This is a genomic window from Entomomonas sp. E7T21 (genome assembly GCF_058693955.1).
The window spans coordinates 1,639,858-1,656,852 of sequence record NZ_CP191672.1 but is presented as its reverse complement, the minus strand read 5'-3'; the positions used below and the strand labels follow the sequence as shown (position 1 = coordinate 1,656,852).

Below are 16,995 nucleotides of genomic sequence, written 5' to 3'. Positions count from 1 at the left end.
TTATAAATGTTGTGTACACTGTACACAGTTTTTTTCATTAACCTATTGCTTCTATATCCCAATGGCTATAGTAAACAATTGATCTAGCATCACTATTTGGAATAGCAACGTTGGTCACTATATAATTATTAAAACCTGGCATAATCAGTGATTTATCATTATATTGTTCCCATCCTGTTTGGCGTTTAGCTTCTGCTAATGACTCTTTTGAATCAAAGTAGAGCCTAATCGTTAGATTGCAATAAGCTAACTTAGTGATACCTGTTAGCATAGGGCCTAATAACACACTACTTTGCTCATCTTCCTCATTAAAACGACCATACATTAACGTTAATACTTGTAACGCTTTAGTATTTTTTGTACTCATTGTGATGCCCTCTCTGCTTTTACATCAGGAGATACATCTATTTTTTCATAAACAATATCAAATACTCTTACCGCACCTTCAGTACAATTAATACCTAGACTATGATTATGATTCAAAGACAGTCTCCAATCAGTCTGCTTTAAAGCTTGTTGATAGGATTCTTCAGAATCAAATTGCACTGTTATGCTACTGTCTGTATCAAACATATAATTAAATGAAATATGTTTAACACCCATAAGTACACATTCATCTGCAACAAACTCACCTTCTAGGTCATGTCCATTAGATAAGGTAACAATAAAATTTTTTTCATTAGCACACATTACATACTCCAAAATAATTAGGGTATGAATGTACCCAAGGGTAATCACATACCCTGTGGGTTGTTAGTTATTTCATTCCTAATGATCTTGCTCTTACACATAGAGCATTATCAAAAAGAATTTTATGTTGATTACAGATGAGGAATTCTCCCTGTCTGTAAGTTTCAATGAGAGTAGGTTTATCCTCTGTATAAGTCCAACCTGTCAACTTAAGGGCTTTCAGGCAATCCTTTTTACTCCAAAAAGTTAAACGTACTCTATGTTTTTTAATATTAATGTATTTAATACCATCTAGTATCATTGCAGGTTTTTTATCCACACCTTCTCTTATACGTCTGTTAAACGTAACTTTAAAAGGCTGTGTCCAAAGCCCCCACGTTAATACTGTTTTAGTATTATCAATCATTTGTTGTAATTCAGACATTTGTCATTCCCTCCGATAAATTGGATAGAAGATCAAAGTCTCTATAAAAAGTCCGCTTAACTCGGATACCTTTCTCATGGATATCTGCAACTACGGTGTTAGCTTCTGCTGGTAAGCGTGCCCAATGAGTATGCTTTAATGCAAGTTTCATGGTTTGCTCACTGTTAAAAGTCACCCTTAGTTGCTTACCGTGTCCAGCTTCATTTGTAACACGAACACGTATAACACCATTAAGAAATATATCTACTAATGATATTTTTCCATCAAGCTCCACTGCATTAGTTAAATGAATACTATTACAGTATTGTGTTGCTATAGTCATTTTCATACCTCTTATTTCATTAAAATAAACATAAAAAAAGGGTATGAATCTCCTCACGGGTATTTTCATACCCGTTGAAGGGATTGCTTTGTAGTGCTTTTTAGTGAATAGCTAGTATTCTGAAGGCAATAACACGGTGGTTATATGCCCATCTTCATCACCATGCCATTCAGTGATAATCCAAATTTTCAAGCCAGTTTCTTGACTAAGGGTATAAGTGGACATAACACGCTCATAGAGGTGCCCATCTACCATCGCCTTAATGGCTCGATCATTTTGCTCGTTATCAGACGCATAACCATCGCCCCAATCACCTTGACCATGCCTTGTAACATAGGGCAATAAATCAAGACCTTGTTGAACAAGCGCATCAATACCTCTGGTCATTAGCAATCTACCTATTGGAAATAAAGTAGATAGACCAATTTCATCATTATTGACGTTTAGTTCTGGCTCTGGTTCTTTTACTGTAGTGATCGTGATGATTTTGCCTTTATAGGGTGAACCATCGGTCATATCCCATGCTTTGATGACTGGTACAAATTTATCTATCAGTGTTCTGATAAATGTTTTACTGCCATCTTGTTCGGTTTTCCACTCTGTGTGTTCTACCTTTTCTTTATGGGTATCACCTTTTACGATCAGTGTTTGGCCTGTTTCAGGTGAGTGAATAGGGCCTGATATTTCACCTGCCGATAGAGCCATTGCAATATGCCAGTCTCTAGGTTTGGTTACAGGTGGTCTTGGTACACTTTGTTTGTATTTCATGTGCAGATTAAAGTCTGGCCACAATCCTTTTAAGTTAGCTATTTCTCTGGCTAGTTCAGCAGAGTCCATAGTGACTTGATAAAAGTGTTGTAGTTCAGCTTTACTACTGGGTACAAGATACGATTCATAAGGCCAATCTTGGGGTAGTTCTTCTGCTTTCATTTCACCCTGGTATATTGCTTTGAATACACCAAGCATTTTTTTACGATCAGCTAAATCAAGATCAGATTTTTTAGTGCGTACACCAAAAATCACCACTTGTTTAAATTGTTTATCAACAGCTTCATAAACTCTCAATTGGGAGAAGTGGTTACAAAGCCAGGTGCTTACTTCATCGTCCAGTTGGTTGTAGGGAATAATGTAGGTCAATATTCCTCCATACTGGAGCATCGGATAGCTCTTTTGATAAAACAGTTTTTCTAACCGTTTTCGCCCTTTGCTTTGGTCATAAATAGCTCCGTTGTAACCAGGAGCCATATCACCATAGGGCGGATTTAAAAATAGGAGTCCAAAACTTGTGTTGCTGATCACTGTATCCATTAGGTCACTGCGTAAACAGTGGTCTACAAGGGTACTAGCATGATCAGCACGTTCACGGTTATATTCCACAGCATAAGCTTCAACGTTTTCACGTCCTAGATGATGCGCTATTTCTGCTATTGCTACACCTTCACCTGCGGTCGGATCGATGATCCTGATGCGTTGGTTTGGGTCTTTAGCAGCTAGTGCATTTAGAATACGCTCAATAGTAGCTTCATCTGTTGGGTAATAACCATTTCTTGCAAAGTTTGCGGCGACTCTTGGAAATATTAATGCCATACAAGCCTCCTTATTAATGCTGTAAGCCAGTATGGTAGGATGGATAAGTGGTTAATCTATTCCGTAGGATAAGATCACCAATAAGTTGTTCGAGCTTTGCTACATCCAGTTTTAGATGCATTCCCCCCACTTGTCCGAAAAGGGTTTTCAGATCCTCACACATTTTATGATCAATCAATAACGGTGTGATTTCTGTTTCCCAATGATCAAGCAGTGGTAATGGGCATAACTCTTTAATGACTGACCAATTATATTGCACAAATTCTTCTATAGGTATTTCACCACAGAGTAGAACTGATGCCGTATGATTAGCTTTGTCAGGCTTAATACAACTTTTATCAAATATCCAGGTATGTAATAAGGTGCCAAACTTGGTTTGTTTGTACGTTCTAGTAGAACGCTTTGTTAGCTCTTTAACATTGCCAACATAAACCCGTGTACGTACATCCTTTATTTTAAAAGTAAGGTATTCCAATCCAAACTCTTTGTCTTTTTTAGCTAAGGTAATGCGCGAATAAAGCTCTTGTAGTGCTGTATCACGTCCCCAAACTGATAAGAAGACTAGGTTATTGTATTTGTCTACCACACAAGCATCACACATGAGATCAGGTATTTCTTCTAATCTGTGGATGTGTTTTTCAGTAGAAGATGGTATTTCTTCTTTTCTGACTGCATTTGTTGTATTCATCATCTGCTCCAATTAGTTATTAATAAATAAAAGGAGCATTTACCCAGAGGCAAATGCCCCTAGAGGGTTAATAAGATGAAATTTAATTTATAGCCGCTTAATTTTGAATAAGCTGCATGATAAATCTTTGTTTATTGCGTAGTCTTCGATGATATGTTTTTACTTCTTTTCTCCACTCACTATTAATACCTGCATTAGCAAGTTTTAAATAGCTAACTGGACAACGGTAGTAATATGGACCTGCTGATTCAGTCATTGCATTGAATCCCCAACTGTTCCAACCTGATGAATAGTCTGGATGTTGAGAAATAATAATACAATGAATCTCTGTGGCCTTATCACCCACTTGTCGATTTCCATAAAAATCACATGCTTTTTTTAAAGTATACTCATTAACGGACCATAGGATGAACTCTCCTCGTTCTTTACGAATACAATGTTTAATTGTACGTACTGAACAATCGTCATCTTCCCAAGGCTTAGTTAATCTTTCTACTAAAGACTGTTTTGAATGTTCACAATATAACCATCCCATGATTTTTCCTCATAGTGTGGTCAGGATAATCCCGTGCTCGTGTCAGGGATACCCTGACGGGATTAATAATTATGAAGTGCTTTGGTTTAGTGGTTAATTACTAAATCCCAAAATTGTGTACGATAGTCAAATTCATAACCAAGTGCATTTAACCGAGCTTTCTGCATACGGATTGTTTCTCGATTACAAGTTGAATCTAGTTTTACACTAGTACCAAGTGGCCATAGTAAACCAAACAGCTTTTCATCATCAGATGAATTATCTGTTGTAGCTTCTACTGTAGACACATTAGTTTGTTTTGAATCTGCTTTATTCTTAGCAGGTTGAGAAGCTGCTTTAGAATGTTTTTTTGAAGTATCTGAAGTAAATGATTTTTCTTCTTCTAACGGATCTTGTGCATTCGTAGAAAAAGCTGCCTCATCTTCAGGTGTTAAGTCATCATTTTCGTTAAGTTCAAAGCTATTTAAATAAGCACGACACTCAACTACAAAACGATTACCATAACTATAATGTGAAGGTTTAATCTTATCTATCACAAATTGGCCTTGATACTTGCCCGATTTATACTGGTCAAGTTCTTTGTCTTTGACAACAAATTCGCCTATTGAGGTAGTAAGTTTTGCTGTATTAAATGGACCAAAACGTCCATCCAATGTAACAATGGTAAGTGTACCTGGGATAGTAATCATTATTAACTCCAATAAATAAAAAATAGATATTGGAGAAACACGAGTCCCAGTATTGAGGAAAGTATTTCCCCAATTTGATGGAATAATTTTTGTAAACACTGTTTACAAAATATATTTGTATGTAGAAAACCCCCATCACTGTAAAAACAGCAACCGCTGACGCTTCCGAGAGCTTTAGTCAGCTTACATTGACCATACAACAACGTTGTATCTGAACCTCAAAGGTCTAGGTTCACTGGGCATATGTCATCAACGATGACGATATGTACCTATTATTCTTAAAGTTATTATGAAATTTGTCAAGCATAAACTAAAAAACCGATCAAATGATCGGCTCTGTAGGTATTAATATTACTTAGTTAACGTCCAGTAATTACAACTTTTAGGTCAGTAATTAACTTATTTAGTTTAATTGGTATGAGTGCTATTACAATATCTTCCAATATTGACCTAATACCTCGCCAAGAGATACATCACATAGCTCTCTCTCATCCTCAAATAAAATATCAACTAGAATACTATCAGGACATTCAGTATACACTTGAGTAATGATACCTTTTCCATATTCTTTGTTAGATACTCTAATTTCAGCACCATTTTTAATCTGTTGCATAACATATTCATACGTTGATACTGGTTCTAAAATAAGATTGAATTGCTCCTCTGGTGTATTACCTGCTTCATCCATATCCTATAATGCTAATTGCTCTAACCAAAATTGTTTAGGCTCAATTTGATCATGTAATATATGTTTTAAATAGAGAGTATCGCTCATTTTTGTATTCCTATTTATTGCAGGAATATACCCCATCAGGGCATATTCCTGGTGGGGTAATGTATAATAATTAAATAAGTATAATTTCAATTCAAACATCAAAATAAACACTACTGGGCTTCATTCCTTTCTCAGTAAGTTGTTTAAAATGTTCTTTAATTATTAAATCTAAAGCTCTAGGCTTTACATTCTCTGCCTCCCAAACATCTAAATCAACTTTACGAAGTCGCTTTATAGCAGGGATTTCATATACATCATCTTCAATTACTAAAGGGGGTAGTTGTCTTAATCTTCTTTTCTGTGCTGAAGATTTTTTAACATCTACTACCTTAGTTTCAGCTGATATATTGGCAGATCCTACATTACCTACAGCTATATATTTGCTACCTATCCAAAGACCTGTTAATAGGCGTTTTAATAAGAGTATGATGGCTTCAATATCTGCACTTGTAATTCGCATGGTGTTTCTCCTTTTCACATAAATAAAAAAAGGGAAATACCCATCCCATAAGGAAAAAGTATTTCCCTTATGGGCAAGCAATTGCAAATTAGCAATTTTATATTTTTAGCTTTGGCTCTGGCTTAACTCTTACCAGTCCTCGTATTGATAAAAAATCATCTGTTGTAAAATTATCAGGTAATATAAAAATACCCTCTGAACACTCCAGAAACTTTTTACCTTTTACTTCAGATTTGGGCTCGTCTGCAAACATTTCACACTCAATAGCACAAATCCTTCTGAATGTAGCATCTAGTCTTTTTCGTTCTTCATCACTAAATGATTGTTTTTTAGTCTTAAAAACACTTAGCAATAAATGTTTAATAAAAAGATAAACCGATTTAATTACTTTCATGATCTTTCCTCTTAAATAAAATATTAAGGAAACACCAATCCCATAAAGGAAAAAGTATTTCCCTTATGGGGTTAAGCAATTACAAAACTATATTTATCATCCAAGAGATAGATGAGCAAATAGGTTTTTAAAATAATGGTTTTGGATTTTATACCCGACTCCATCTACTAAAGCTCCATGAAGCTCTATATCTGAAATCAGTTCCCAATCCTTATCACCTAGAATATCTCTTGCCATTTGACAGGAAATTGCATCAGTAAAACTTATATATATACTTGTTTTACCAATATCATGCTTATCAACATTCACTATGGTGATAGCAATTTTTCTAGGTTCAGTTTGATTAGCTTGCTCTATACATCCTTCAAAACACAAGCTATAAGATGATACGTTATCCATAAGTTTCTCCATATAAAAAACGGAGAAACACCTCACCGCATGGAAACAGGGAAATATTTCCCCGTTTGGGTGAGTAGATAATTTTTGTAAACACTGTTTACAAAATATATTTGTCTTTAGAAAACCCTCATCACTGTATAAAACAGCAACCGCTGACGCTTCCGAGAGCTTTAGTCAGCTTATATTGACCATACAACAACGTTGTACTGAACTTTAAAGGTCTTTAGCTCACTGGGCATATGTCATTAGCAATGACAATATGTAGCTATATTTTTAAAAGAATTAATATATTTGTCAAGCTCAATTCAAAAAAGAGTGAGTTAATAATTCTGTGTACACTGTACACAAAATTATTACTCTAAAAAACTATCCAATAAATTACTTTCTTTTACATTTTTCTTGTTGGAACCACTTTATTCAGTAGCTATTTTATGTTAAAAAGACAATAAGGATTTTTAATAATAGGAATTATCGTCATGATTACACAAGCAAAAGGAACATTACTACAAAGAACACGTAGAATGCTAGGTCGTGGCTATCAATTATTAACTATCCAAGAAATCAAATTAGCCAATGCTCTACAACGTAAGTTTTCATTCGGCTATCCTTTAGTTCGTATCTTAGGCTTTATTGTTAAATTAGCACTGGTTGCTGTTTTACTCTTTTTATTTGCATGGCTTTTAGTTATTGTATTAGCTATAGTTGCTTTTTTTGTTGCAGATTTCTCAAAAGAACGTCAAGAAAAAGAGAGAAAAGCACGAGAAGAAACTTATGGCACTATTGAGCATATGACAAAATACCCTACAATGTATGACAACTAAAAAAAGGCTGAATTGAATTCAGCCTTTTTTTATGATTTAAATTTTTAATTATTTAGGTTTACCTGTGGCAACTGTTTTTACTGCTGCTGTTGCTATTTGCTTTGTAACATTTGCTCCTGAAGCTGCTGCATCTCCTGCTGCACCAGATCCTTTTTCCATTAACCCTCCTACTGCACTACCCACATGATATCCTGCCCACGCCATTGCTGATAAGAAGAACATAGGTAACACAATAAATAATGAACCATTAACAAAATCCATTACCTGTGATTGTACAGTACCATCCATTGCTAAATTGGCTACGGGTATATAAGATTTTGCCATAGATCCCCAACTCTCATTTTTATACAGTGCGGTTAGTAGCGATGAATCCGCCCATCGTGCCAACTCCCACCAGAATGTTAAAAAATGTAAAGTGAACATGCCAAAGGTTATAGTAAATACAGTTTTTAAATTATAGGTACTGATGACCATTAATATAGGTAAAGCAATTATCATGGCCATAATTAAAAATGACTGTATCATGGGTAATGCAGTACGTATGGCATTCATTCTAGGATAGTATTGTGCCTTATCTACCAATAAACCAACGTTACTCACTGAATTATTAATACCATGACCAATACCATTCATATACCCTGGTCTACCACTTGCTCCATAGCCTTTAAATATTTCACCTGTGGACATGGCTTTCTTTTGGTGTTCAGGACTCACCAGTTGTCTTAAGGTAGCATTTTCTATATCTTTGGAACTGGACCAAGTAATCCATCCTTTTAGCCTTGTCCATAAGGTAGGATCTACTGCACTAACTAATCTAGCTCTAAGTCCAATGCCTGAATCAGCCCACCATTGTTTGCAGGTGGGATACCCTGCTCCATTGGCTACCCTTGCCCTACCTGAGTCTCGTGTCTCATTCCAAGGCCAACTTTTACGAGGAACCTTTGAGTAACTGGAGTCATAGTAGCCTGATGTATTGAGTAAGTAGTCAGAACCTATCCATTTCACATCATAGGCTTGTTCATCTGTTAAAGTAGGTTTGTTATGGAACAGTCTAGCTCGTGTTATGCCATAGCAGTCATTAGTAAAGTCATAAACTTCTTGCAATAACATGGGATCTTCAATACGAGTAGTATCCACTTCCATTGAGATTTGTCGTATATCTGGACTACAAGGAATTGAAGCGGTAGCTGCTGCGCTTATCCCTTTGCTGATGGAGTGTACTAAGAACCACCAAATAGGTACACTGGCTGATTGATCACCTATCATTTCAAAGCTTGTAGCATAACCTGTTTCACTCGGTTCAGGTACACTCACACCACAGGCAGTACTTCGACTGGAATCAAATTTCATATGTTCTAATGAAATATTTATGGTAGGCATACAACAAAAGATGATCACGACATAAGCAATAAAGAGTCTGTTTTCAATACGAGCAAGAGCTAATACACCTTTGTTACCCTCATCAGCTCCTTCCCCTCGTGCAGTTATCCATTCTTCTATCAAGATAGCTGCCAGTGGTAAGGCAAAAATACCTGAAGCAAAGAGTGTATTCCAGATACTATTATTGATTATCCAAGCCAGTAAGGTGAGGTAGTATTCTAAAAAACTATTAGTAGTCATTGATTATCCCCCATAGTTTGGAGCCTTCTACAGTAATAATCACTACGAATGCAATAATACCGAGGCGTTTTGTTTTCTCTATACCTGCTTGATTTGCTTTATTTCGATAGGTTTTAAATGTTGAGTACCAAATACTTGCAAGAATGACATAGATAAACAGTCGCCATAAATAGAGGTAAGGTGTTGCTGTTTTCAATGCTGTTTGCCATTGCAGTAGCCCACCAGATAACAATGTACCCAGTGAAGCCACTATGACTGCTGTAAACAACATTAATATACAAAGTCCTGTTAAACTCGTTAGGAGCTTTTTAGATATTTTCCATACGTTATTCATGGTTTACTCCTCTGATATACCAGAGCCTTTTTTGGTAGTATTTAGCTGATTAAAACGGTCTTTATTAGGATCATCGGCTTCAATATTTTTGGAGCTAACCGCATTGAGAGCATGTCGTTCAAGCACTGTTCTTGCTGTGTTATTAGCCAATGTTTGTCTTAAATCCAATTCCATTTTAATCAGTTCCATTTCATCTTTTAGATGTAAGATATTGCCTGATACTGCATCAGCGATTGGTTTCATTTCTTCAATACGTGGATTTTTAGAACCTGCTTGTAGAATACGTAGCAGCATAAAAGCTTTTTCAAGGACTGAAGCTAACGCTGTTTCAGAGGCAATACGTTGCGCTAAGATATTTTGATCGGGGTCGTCTCTTAAGGCTTCAATCACCCCTCTTGTTACAGGGAGCATACTACTGGAAACGAGTTTTAAGTTTTCTGCTGTCAGTGGTTTAGTACCTGATAGAAGCTCTTGCATAAGTTCAAGACGCTTTTCATATTCTTCTTGTACCAGTGGCGTTAAACCTGTACCACCTGTTGAATCACTTGTTTTACAGCCTTCACTACGACAAGTTTGTCGCTCTGATTCACCCAGTACTTGTTGAGCAAACTTTTCAGCATCTTCGGGTGATTGCCATAATGTACAGGCAGCACCTCCTTTACAATCGCCACTACTAATAGATGATTTATCATCTTCATCTCTGCTGTTAATTGCGTTGTAACCTGCTCTTACTGTGTCAGCTGTCACTCGAATAGGCTCTTGATTCTTACCACCTGCGGATAGTCCACCTAACCATGCAAGACCATTATCACCTAGATTTTTTTCAATACCTTCCATTGCTGAGACAGCATCTATACCTGATCCAGATCCGATGACTTCACTGATTCCTCCACCTGAAGCACCTAACATATCTTGCATAGCAAAACCATCAGCTGCTCCACCAAAAGCAACACTAGTTACAACATCAGCTAACGCAGCAGACATGGCCTGACAACCCAGTTTAGATTTATCAAAATCTAAACGTCCTTGTAATACACCATTAGAAAGTAATTCATAAAGACCAGGATTAGCGCGTTGAATTAACATGGCAGGTAAACTCGATACTGCACCTGTAGCCGCATCGACCACCTCTCCCATTAATTGCTGAAAGCCATTAGTAACGCCATTTAATTGATTTTGAACTGTGGCCATCATATCCATGTTTCCACAAATTAGATTACCGTTCCATTCAAGGCCTAACCCAATACTATTAGGCTTGGTATAAGTCAGTGGTACACCTGTAGCATTCCCCCCGCCAATGCTATACATCACATAGTCATCTATCACATCACCTGAAGCTGAAACTGCGTAATTATCAGCTAAAGCACCAGTAGAAATTAAAGTAGCCATTACGACTGTGAGTATCTTTTGTTTTTGCATGATCTTGTTTCCTTAACAATACATTATTTAATTAAAAACCTGTTGAACCTAAAAACTCTTGCCCTACTTGTTTGCAACAACGATAAGGTCGCCATAGAGCAAATACATAACTATCCCCTGCACTACGTGTAGTCATTTCACGATCTGGAAAAGCAGAGCAACTATCTTTTTGTTCTGGATAGAGTTGTTGCCAACGATGATTACTGGCGTCGTTTTCCATTACTGGGTCATTAGGTGGCCAATAACCATCTTTAGCAGAGGAAGCTTTGATTGGGGTATAGACGTGTGCTTGACCAGTACGCGTGGTTATATCTGCTGCTTTTTGAGCTGTTACAGCTGCTGCTTTAAAGTCATCTGTTTGGGTAATTAACCCCTCACGTGGAAAGATATTGCCCCACATATTGCCACTGGCCATACTGCCTACTTCACGTAGACCAGGAGCAAGTGATTCAGGATAAACCATCTCTGGAATACCAAATCGCCAACCTATAATATCTAAAGTACTTAAGAAGTAAGGATAGTAAGCAGTGGTAGTACTTTCACAGGTATAACCTAGTCCAACAGTCCCCAATAACGATCCACCAGGATGACCGATTACATCTGCGTTTTTAAAACGTGTTTGTGTATTTTTACCACTTGATGCAGTAGTAACATCCCCTCCACCTTCAGCACCTATACTGGTCGGACTCATCCCTGCTACGTCTGTCCAAGGATTTTTACCTGTATCAGCATAGGTAGATACAACTGCTTCTGGAACAAAATGTTTTACTTTTACAGAAGTACGTACTTTGCATTTCTTATCACAATCAAGCCAATAACAAACACCTACTGTTTGATAATCCATACAGGATGTTGAAGCTGCTGATTTCATCACTGTGGCAGTATCTAATCCACCACCGCTAGAGATACCTGGTATTTGAGCCAATGAGGATAAAGATAAGCCTATTAATAAAAAGAGTATTAATCGTTTCATGACCTACTCCTTATATTGTTTTACTAGTTGTATAGCTTGATTAACATCATTTATGCCATATACAACATACTGTTCATCTACCACTACAGCTGGCAGTTTAGTAACACCTAGTTGCCATGCCTTACTTAATCCAATGTAAGCATTCATTAGCTGATGTTGCATATTGGGATCTTGGATACGTTGTAGAGCTTGCTGCTTTGCTTCTACAGGGTCATTAGATAAACCTTCAGAAAGCTTTGCTTCTATGTGAGAGGGAGTATCTAAATAAATAATGGCGTGTTTACCAGTATTAGAAACAGGATGAGATTGATCAGTAAAAATTACTGTATCTGCATAGCTCAATATATTCATAAACACACTGAGCAGTGCCAATACAATTAAATGGATGGGTTTAAGTGGTGAAATAGTGTCAACCATAAGGCTTACCTCAAGATAGTAATATCAAAAAGATAAGCTTAGAGATTGGCAAAAAAATAACAGTAGCTAAATGAAAATTGCCTATTTTTATTTAGATGCTTTAGGTATTCTTCTGCAATTTTTTATTAGATAAATAATGGCATTGATTTTTGAACTGATTCTTACTAAACTAGGAACATATGAAGCATCAACACTATGCTTGTCAGCCCATCACTCAATTTAGAGTAGGCGAATATCCCTTCGAGATAATGTGTATTTTTCAATATCAACTAATCCTTATTAATTGCCATATAAGGGTGAAATGGGCTGCACATCCAACATGGCTAAACATAAGAGTTAGTTTATTATGTCAGATATAATCTTTCCCTCTGGTCTATCGAGCCAAAGAGCAAAAAAAAGAGCCAAAGAGCTTGTAAAATCAGGTCAATTTAAAAACCTATCTAAAGCCTTGGACTTTATTTCATTTAAAGAAATAGGAATGCCTTGGGCACTAGCAACTTATCAATTAAAATCAAATTATACAATTCCTATCAATCAAAACTATCTGATTACAACTACTGATATCGAACGTATCATGGAGCAAGAACCATTATTAACTCATCATGGTTTTGAATACGAAGATTTTTTTAGTGATTCTTTCTATCAAAGATATGAATATAGTTCACGAGAAAACTATCGTCAACGCTTTAAAGAAAAAAGAGAAAATTTAAAAAATGCTCTTGAAGAGTGCCAAAAATGCTGCTTATATTTACAACACCTTAATAAATTAAAAACTATACGTTATAGACTAGGTAGTTATGGTTTAAAATGGAGTGTTGAACAATATCATTACCAACGTGGTCTATCACATGATGATGCTTATGTTTCTAATGGATCTTTTATTTGTGCCGCAATTCATATGGGATTTAAAGTCATTCGAAAAACCTCCACTAGTCCGAATGCTTGGATTTGTGCCAGCGTAAACTCTGACATAATTTTATGGGAGAAATTTACACAAGACTGGTATACCTTATCCCCTAAAGAGGAAATACTTTTAAAAAAAATTAAGCAAAGGATTGGTATATTATAAATATGATATTCTATAGATAATATCTTAATATTTTTACGTTGGGCAATAAGCCCAACTATTTTTTAATCAGTTAATAGATTCCCTTATATTAATCCACACCTAAAAATCAGTAAACTTAAATTATGTGAATTGTTTTATCGCTAAATAACAAGAATGACTCATTATACGAGCAAATTCACAAGGTAGTGCATTACCAATTATTTGGCACGCTTGATCAATATAATCCGTAGCGAACTGATATGTATCTGGAAATGTTTGCAACCTAGCAGCCTCTCTTACAGAAATAGTTCTCATCTGAGATGGGTGACCAAATCTACCTTTACTCAGAGCTGTACACCCTCCAGTAATTGTAGGAGATATATTATCCCACTCCATTCTTGTATATATATTACTAAATCCTTTGTTATCACCTTGATGGCATTTAGGTCTTAAATGATCAGGAATAGTAAATCTTGTACCACCAGCTTTAAGGTATTTAAGTCGTGTTATATTTATATCCGAAATGTTTCTTATAATATGCCAGTTATATTTTTGAGGTCCACCTTTTGAATAGGATTGCTCTAACTTTAAGGGCTTTTTCAATCCAGATAATGCTTCTCTAACAGTCTTCCACTTTGGTAGGTTTTTACCTGTACGAGAATGTGTAGGTTTAGGAATCTTAATTTCAAATCCAAAACCTGCAAGTAATACAAAGCGTCGTCTATCTTGTGGTACACCATAATCAGCAACTTGCAATATATCAAAATTTACGATGTACCCTAATTTTTTTATATTATCAATGAACTCATTTAAATATGATGCCCCTCTTGTCAAAATACCTGGTACATTCTCAATCATTATTGCTTTTGGTTTAAGATCTTTTGTAAGTCTGAAAACCTGCATAATCAAAGCATTTCTTTGATCATCATTATTATACTTAGCTGTTAATTTAGAGAAGCTTTGACATGGAGGACAACCTGCTAAAAGATCTAACTCTCCCTTTTTAATATTAGCCTGTTTTAGAATTTCTGTAGAAGAAACAAATCGGATATCTTTTTCAATAACAAGGCTTTTTTTATGGTTAATACGAAAAGTTTCAGCAGCAATTGAATTGTTTTCAATAGCAGCTAAAACATTAAACCCTGCTTGACGAAGCCCTTCAGACAAGCCTCCTCCTCCAGAAAACAGGTCTATAGATGTAAGTATCATTACCTATCCTCCAAATCTTTCTTCACAACTTTTTTCTTAGTTTTTTCATTTATTTTTCTTTCTGTTCTATCAAAGATATCTTTTAATACTGAATCGGCATTTGCCATACGCATTAATAGTTCTTTTGCAGAATCTCCACCATACGCAATTACATCTTGTATACGTGCATCTTCATAATACTCTGATACGCCATGAAGCATAGAGGCCAATAATTCAAGATAGTCTTTTCTTGATTCTTTACATAATAAATCCCAAGTTATGATTTTATAATCAGGATCATTCGTCCTAACCGCATTCCCTGGATTTTCTCCAATTAGATAGCCCGTTACTTTTGCATCGGGATATATTTCTCTTAACCAATTAAAATATGTTTGTAATTGAGATAAGTGCTTATATTGTAATGGAATCAGAGGACTTTTTAGCTCTACAACATCCAATATAGTCTCATTATCATTTGAAAAAAAAGAGAAATCTGGTCTAGTATCAGAGTCTGGCTGTATAGCCAATTCCCCTTCTGTACCTCCATGTGATGGTAATGTACGATCTAAGCTAGCTTGTTTGGCCAAATTTTTTAGTGATATATTTGCATACATTTTTCCTTTATCTGAACCTAAAATCCATGGAAAACTTTCAAGTAGAGCCTGTAATTGGGGCTCAGTTCCATTTTTACTTAATTCATATAGTCGTGTGAGTGCATATATTTTTTGTGCTACAGTTACTGATAAAGACAATGATTCTGGTACAAGATGTTTATGTATTTTTTTAAGTATATCTAAAAACTCAGTTTCATTACCTTCTGAGTTTTTAATTTTATCCCAAAGTGATTGAATAATATTTCTAGTGGGTCGGTGCGTCCAAGCAGAAGTCAGATTATGTATTACTTCATTTTGTAATTGTTCATCCCTATAAATTTTAGGACTCATATTACAAACCATCTTTGTTATGGCCTCTCTTTCAGTTTCAGTAACTCTTAACTCACTTGGCAGCTCTCTAATTTTTAGATCAATTTTACCTTTATTGTTTTTTTCTTGATATTTTCTATAATCTTTTATCCATTTAGCAACTAAACCTGCTCCCCATTCATACATCAGAGCTGCATCATTATTATTCCAATTAATACTGGTTCGATCAGTAGAAATAATATCTTCATTTTCTAATTCATCTAACCAATCAGCCTCAATAACACCATACATATATCTGGTAGTAATTTCCCTTCCTTTTAAACCAAATACAAAGGGTCTGTCTTGAGCTATTTTTCCATGAGCATAAACTCCAACACCAGCTTGATCTTGGGGCCAATCTGCTTTATCTATAAAACCTACCCAGTATCTAACAACTCTATCTTTGTTATTTATATTAATAATTTCTTCTGTAGACCCTTGTTCTGGATATCTTACTACAAAATGTGGTAATGCTTCATTTTCAGTAACTTTTTTGTCATTAATATATACTGTAAAGTCGTCTCTTAGCAATGTCACTGTGAAACGTTGCCCTATTGATTCCATTAACGTACTAGGTGGTATACTACGTTTAATAGATAGATTATCCATAATAATTAATGTTCCATGACTATTCTCTATATCATCTATAAATTTTTTAACATAACCATGTGTATCATGTTGATGTAGAATAGATAACATCTCACTTATAGGAATACTTTCGGCTATTATTTTAGGTTCATAAATAGAATGACTATCAGTATTTTGTTGTGGGTTTTGTAATAATTCAGATAAATTTATTTCTAACCAGCAACATTTTTTATCTAGAGCGCTTACAGTTATTAAAGAAACTTTAGAGGCAATACCAAAGGGAGCTAATTTCCCTATTCCCTTTCGCCCCATCATCTTTCGACCTTTAGATGTTTCTTCATCAATATTATTTTCAGATCGTTTCTTTTTTCCGATAACTAAGTAATTATTAGCGAGTTCTTCATGGGTCATACCCAAGCCATTATCATATACTGCTAAATAATTATCATTTAGATCAATCCAAACTTTTTCTGCATCAGCATCCCATGAGTTTGATATTAACTCAGCAAGCACATTAGTAGGCTTATTTTGATATAGCTTCAAACCTAAGTGTTCAATTATATTATGGCTATACTTTAATTCTAATTTTGTTTTTTGCTTGCTATTCATATGTATTCCTTAACAGTTATTAAAATAAGATTTGTCGCTAATCAAATAATATT

At 35.5% G+C, this 16,995-nt stretch carries 21 protein-coding genes; 2 read left to right on the top strand and 19 right to left on the bottom strand.

Translation table 11 applies throughout. The annotated features are described in order from the left end of the window. Positions 1-37: 37 nt before the first annotated feature. The 12 genes from ACQVD9_RS08035 to ACQVD9_RS07980 all read right to left on the bottom strand — a co-directional run bounded on the left by ACQVD9_RS08035 (position 38) and on the right by ACQVD9_RS07980 (position 6,963). Positions 38-367 carry a hypothetical protein gene (locus ACQVD9_RS08035; RefSeq protein ID WP_264745531.1) on the bottom strand — a complete coding sequence of 110 codons (330 nt, stop codon included), beginning with the start codon at positions 365-367 and terminating at the stop codon, positions 38-40. Then, positions 364-690, bottom strand: a complete 327-nt coding sequence (locus tag ACQVD9_RS08030) for a hypothetical protein (RefSeq protein ID WP_264745530.1) — start codon at positions 688-690, stop codon at positions 364-366. The genes ACQVD9_RS08035 and ACQVD9_RS08030 overlap by 4 nt, the downstream gene beginning before the upstream one ends. A 67-nt stretch (positions 691-757) precedes the next feature. Then, positions 758-1,114 (bottom strand): hypothetical protein, encoded by a 357-nt coding sequence (locus tag ACQVD9_RS08025; RefSeq protein ID WP_264745529.1) that lies wholly within the window; start codon positions 1,112-1,114, stop codon positions 758-760. Continuing rightward, a complete protein-coding gene (locus ACQVD9_RS08020; RefSeq protein WP_264745528.1) occupies positions 1,107-1,436 on the bottom strand; it encodes a hypothetical protein in 330 nt (109 codons plus the stop codon). Before ACQVD9_RS08020 ends, ACQVD9_RS08025 begins: the two co-directional genes overlap by 8 nt. 111 nt (positions 1,437-1,547) lie before the next feature. Continuing rightward, on the bottom strand, positions 1,548-3,023 hold the full coding sequence (locus tag ACQVD9_RS08015; RefSeq protein WP_264745527.1) for a DUF6094 domain-containing protein: 1,476 nt from the start codon (positions 3,021-3,023) through the stop codon (positions 1,548-1,550). A 13-nt stretch (positions 3,024-3,036) separates the two neighbouring features. Continuing rightward, positions 3,037-3,714 (bottom strand): hypothetical protein, encoded by a 678-nt coding sequence (locus ACQVD9_RS08010; RefSeq protein WP_264745526.1) that lies wholly within the window; start codon positions 3,712-3,714, stop codon positions 3,037-3,039. A gap of 94 nt (positions 3,715-3,808) precedes the next feature. Then, positions 3,809-4,246, bottom strand: a complete 438-nt coding sequence (locus ACQVD9_RS08005; protein ID WP_264745525.1) for a hypothetical protein — start codon at positions 4,244-4,246, stop codon at positions 3,809-3,811. 86 nt (positions 4,247-4,332) lie between these two features. After that, complete coding sequence (locus tag ACQVD9_RS08000; protein ID WP_264745524.1) at positions 4,333-4,935, bottom strand: DUF3275 family protein; 603 nt, start codon at positions 4,933-4,935, stop codon at positions 4,333-4,335. 427 nt (positions 4,936-5,362) lie between these two features. Beyond that, positions 5,363-5,623, bottom strand: coding sequence for a hypothetical protein (locus ACQVD9_RS07995; RefSeq protein ID WP_264745523.1), 261 nt, complete (start codon positions 5,621-5,623; stop codon positions 5,363-5,365). Between the two features lie 178 nt (positions 5,624-5,801). Continuing rightward, positions 5,802-6,170 (bottom strand): hypothetical protein, encoded by a 369-nt coding sequence (locus tag ACQVD9_RS07990; RefSeq protein ID WP_264745522.1) that lies wholly within the window; start codon positions 6,168-6,170, stop codon positions 5,802-5,804. A gap of 97 nt (positions 6,171-6,267) precedes the next feature. Continuing rightward, the gene (locus ACQVD9_RS07985) at positions 6,268-6,564 is read right to left on the bottom strand and encodes a hypothetical protein (protein ID WP_264745521.1); all 297 of its coding nucleotides are present in this window, start codon (positions 6,562-6,564) and stop codon (positions 6,268-6,270) included. 96 nt (positions 6,565-6,660) lie between these two features. Next, the gene (locus tag ACQVD9_RS07980) at positions 6,661-6,963 is read right to left on the bottom strand and encodes a hypothetical protein (RefSeq protein ID WP_264745520.1); all 303 of its coding nucleotides are present in this window, start codon (positions 6,961-6,963) and stop codon (positions 6,661-6,663) included. A 476-nt stretch (positions 6,964-7,439) separates the two neighbouring features. Between ACQVD9_RS07980 and ACQVD9_RS07975 the strand changes: the two genes are divergently transcribed. Then, on the top strand, positions 7,440-7,784 hold the full coding sequence (locus tag ACQVD9_RS07975) for a DUF3742 family protein (protein WP_264745519.1): 345 nt from the start codon (positions 7,440-7,442) through the stop codon (positions 7,782-7,784). Between the two features lie 48 nt (positions 7,785-7,832). Here the strand turns inward: ACQVD9_RS07975 and ACQVD9_RS07970 are convergent, their stop codons facing one another. From ACQVD9_RS07970 to ACQVD9_RS07950, 5 genes are read right to left on the bottom strand one after another with little or no spacing between them, the layout of a single operon-like run. After that, positions 7,833-9,404 (bottom strand): conjugal transfer protein TraG N-terminal domain-containing protein, encoded by a 1,572-nt coding sequence (locus tag ACQVD9_RS07970; protein WP_264745518.1) that lies wholly within the window; start codon positions 9,402-9,404, stop codon positions 7,833-7,835. Then, positions 9,394-9,738 (bottom strand): hypothetical protein, encoded by a 345-nt coding sequence (locus ACQVD9_RS07965; RefSeq protein WP_264745517.1) that lies wholly within the window; start codon positions 9,736-9,738, stop codon positions 9,394-9,396. The genes ACQVD9_RS07970 and ACQVD9_RS07965 overlap by 11 nt, the downstream gene beginning before the upstream one ends. Before the next feature lie 3 nt (positions 9,739-9,741). After that, the gene (locus ACQVD9_RS07960; RefSeq protein ID WP_264745516.1) at positions 9,742-11,157 is read right to left on the bottom strand and encodes an integrating conjugative element protein; all 1,416 of its coding nucleotides are present in this window, start codon (positions 11,155-11,157) and stop codon (positions 9,742-9,744) included. Positions 11,158-11,188: 31 nt separating this feature from the next. After that, positions 11,189-12,130 carry a TIGR03756 family integrating conjugative element protein gene (locus ACQVD9_RS07955; protein ID WP_264745515.1) on the bottom strand — a complete coding sequence of 314 codons (942 nt, stop codon included), beginning with the start codon at positions 12,128-12,130 and terminating at the stop codon, positions 11,189-11,191. Between the two features lie 3 nt (positions 12,131-12,133). Continuing rightward, on the bottom strand, positions 12,134-12,547 hold the full coding sequence (locus ACQVD9_RS07950; protein ID WP_264745514.1) for a TIGR03757 family integrating conjugative element protein: 414 nt from the start codon (positions 12,545-12,547) through the stop codon (positions 12,134-12,136). A gap of 346 nt (positions 12,548-12,893) precedes the next feature. Between ACQVD9_RS07950 and ACQVD9_RS07945 the strand changes: the two genes are divergently transcribed. Further along, entirely contained in the window at positions 12,894-13,616 is a 723-nt protein-coding gene (locus tag ACQVD9_RS07945; protein WP_264745513.1) for a hypothetical protein, read from the top strand. A gap of 120 nt (positions 13,617-13,736) precedes the next feature. Here ACQVD9_RS07945 and ACQVD9_RS07940 read toward each other — a convergent pair whose 3' ends face one another. After that, entirely contained in the window at positions 13,737-14,804 is a 1,068-nt protein-coding gene (locus ACQVD9_RS07940; protein ID WP_264745512.1) for a DNA cytosine methyltransferase, read from the bottom strand. Beyond that, on the bottom strand, positions 14,804-16,942 hold the full coding sequence (locus ACQVD9_RS07935; RefSeq protein ID WP_264745511.1) for an ATP-binding protein: 2,139 nt from the start codon (positions 16,940-16,942) through the stop codon (positions 14,804-14,806). The genes ACQVD9_RS07940 and ACQVD9_RS07935 overlap by 1 nt, the downstream gene beginning before the upstream one ends. Positions 16,943-16,995: the final 53 nt, after the last annotated feature.

Bases quoted from the DNA above. Each gene is read 5' to 3' on its own strand.
- ACQVD9_RS08035 (WP_264745531.1), bottom strand. From the start codon at position 367: ATGAGTACAAAAAATACTAAAGCGTTACAAGTATTAACGTTAATGTAT.
- ACQVD9_RS08030 (WP_264745530.1), bottom strand. From the start codon at position 690: ATGTGTGCTAATGAAAAAAATTTTATTGTTACCTTATCTAATGGACAT.
- ACQVD9_RS08025 (WP_264745529.1), bottom strand. From the start codon at position 1,114: ATGTCTGAATTACAACAAATGATTGATAATACTAAAACAGTATTAACG.
- ACQVD9_RS08020 (WP_264745528.1), bottom strand. From the start codon at position 1,436: ATGACTATAGCAACACAATACTGTAATAGTATTCATTTAACTAATGCA.
- ACQVD9_RS08015 (WP_264745527.1), bottom strand. From the start codon at position 3,023: ATGGCATTAATATTTCCAAGAGTCGCCGCAAACTTTGCAAGAAATGGT.
- ACQVD9_RS08010 (WP_264745526.1), bottom strand. From the start codon at position 3,714: ATGATGAATACAACAAATGCAGTCAGAAAAGAAGAAATACCATCTTCT.
- ACQVD9_RS08005 (WP_264745525.1), bottom strand. From the start codon at position 4,246: ATGGGATGGTTATATTGTGAACATTCAAAACAGTCTTTAGTAGAAAGA.
- ACQVD9_RS08000 (WP_264745524.1), bottom strand. From the start codon at position 4,935: ATGATTACTATCCCAGGTACACTTACCATTGTTACATTGGATGGACGT.
- ACQVD9_RS07995 (WP_264745523.1), bottom strand. From the start codon at position 5,623: ATGGATGAAGCAGGTAATACACCAGAGGAGCAATTCAATCTTATTTTA.
- ACQVD9_RS07990 (WP_264745522.1), bottom strand. From the start codon at position 6,170: ATGCGAATTACAAGTGCAGATATTGAAGCCATCATACTCTTATTAAAA.
- ACQVD9_RS07985 (WP_264745521.1), bottom strand. From the start codon at position 6,564: ATGAAAGTAATTAAATCGGTTTATCTTTTTATTAAACATTTATTGCTA.
- ACQVD9_RS07980 (WP_264745520.1), bottom strand. From the start codon at position 6,963: ATGGATAACGTATCATCTTATAGCTTGTGTTTTGAAGGATGTATAGAG.
- ACQVD9_RS07975 (WP_264745519.1), top strand. From the start codon at position 7,440: ATGATTACACAAGCAAAAGGAACATTACTACAAAGAACACGTAGAATG.
- ACQVD9_RS07970 (WP_264745518.1), bottom strand. From the start codon at position 9,404: ATGACTACTAATAGTTTTTTAGAATACTACCTCACCTTACTGGCTTGG.
- ACQVD9_RS07965 (WP_264745517.1), bottom strand. From the start codon at position 9,738: ATGAATAACGTATGGAAAATATCTAAAAAGCTCCTAACGAGTTTAACA.
- ACQVD9_RS07960 (WP_264745516.1), bottom strand. From the start codon at position 11,157: ATGCAAAAACAAAAGATACTCACAGTCGTAATGGCTACTTTAATTTCT.
- ACQVD9_RS07955 (WP_264745515.1), bottom strand. From the start codon at position 12,130: ATGAAACGATTAATACTCTTTTTATTAATAGGCTTATCTTTATCCTCA.
- ACQVD9_RS07950 (WP_264745514.1), bottom strand. From the start codon at position 12,547: ATGGTTGACACTATTTCACCACTTAAACCCATCCATTTAATTGTATTG.
- ACQVD9_RS07945 (WP_264745513.1), top strand. From the start codon at position 12,894: ATGTCAGATATAATCTTTCCCTCTGGTCTATCGAGCCAAAGAGCAAAA.
- ACQVD9_RS07940 (WP_264745512.1), bottom strand. From the start codon at position 14,804: ATGATACTTACATCTATAGACCTGTTTTCTGGAGGAGGAGGCTTGTCT.
- ACQVD9_RS07935 (WP_264745511.1), bottom strand. From the start codon at position 16,942: ATGAATAGCAAGCAAAAAACAAAATTAGAATTAAAGTATAGCCATAAT.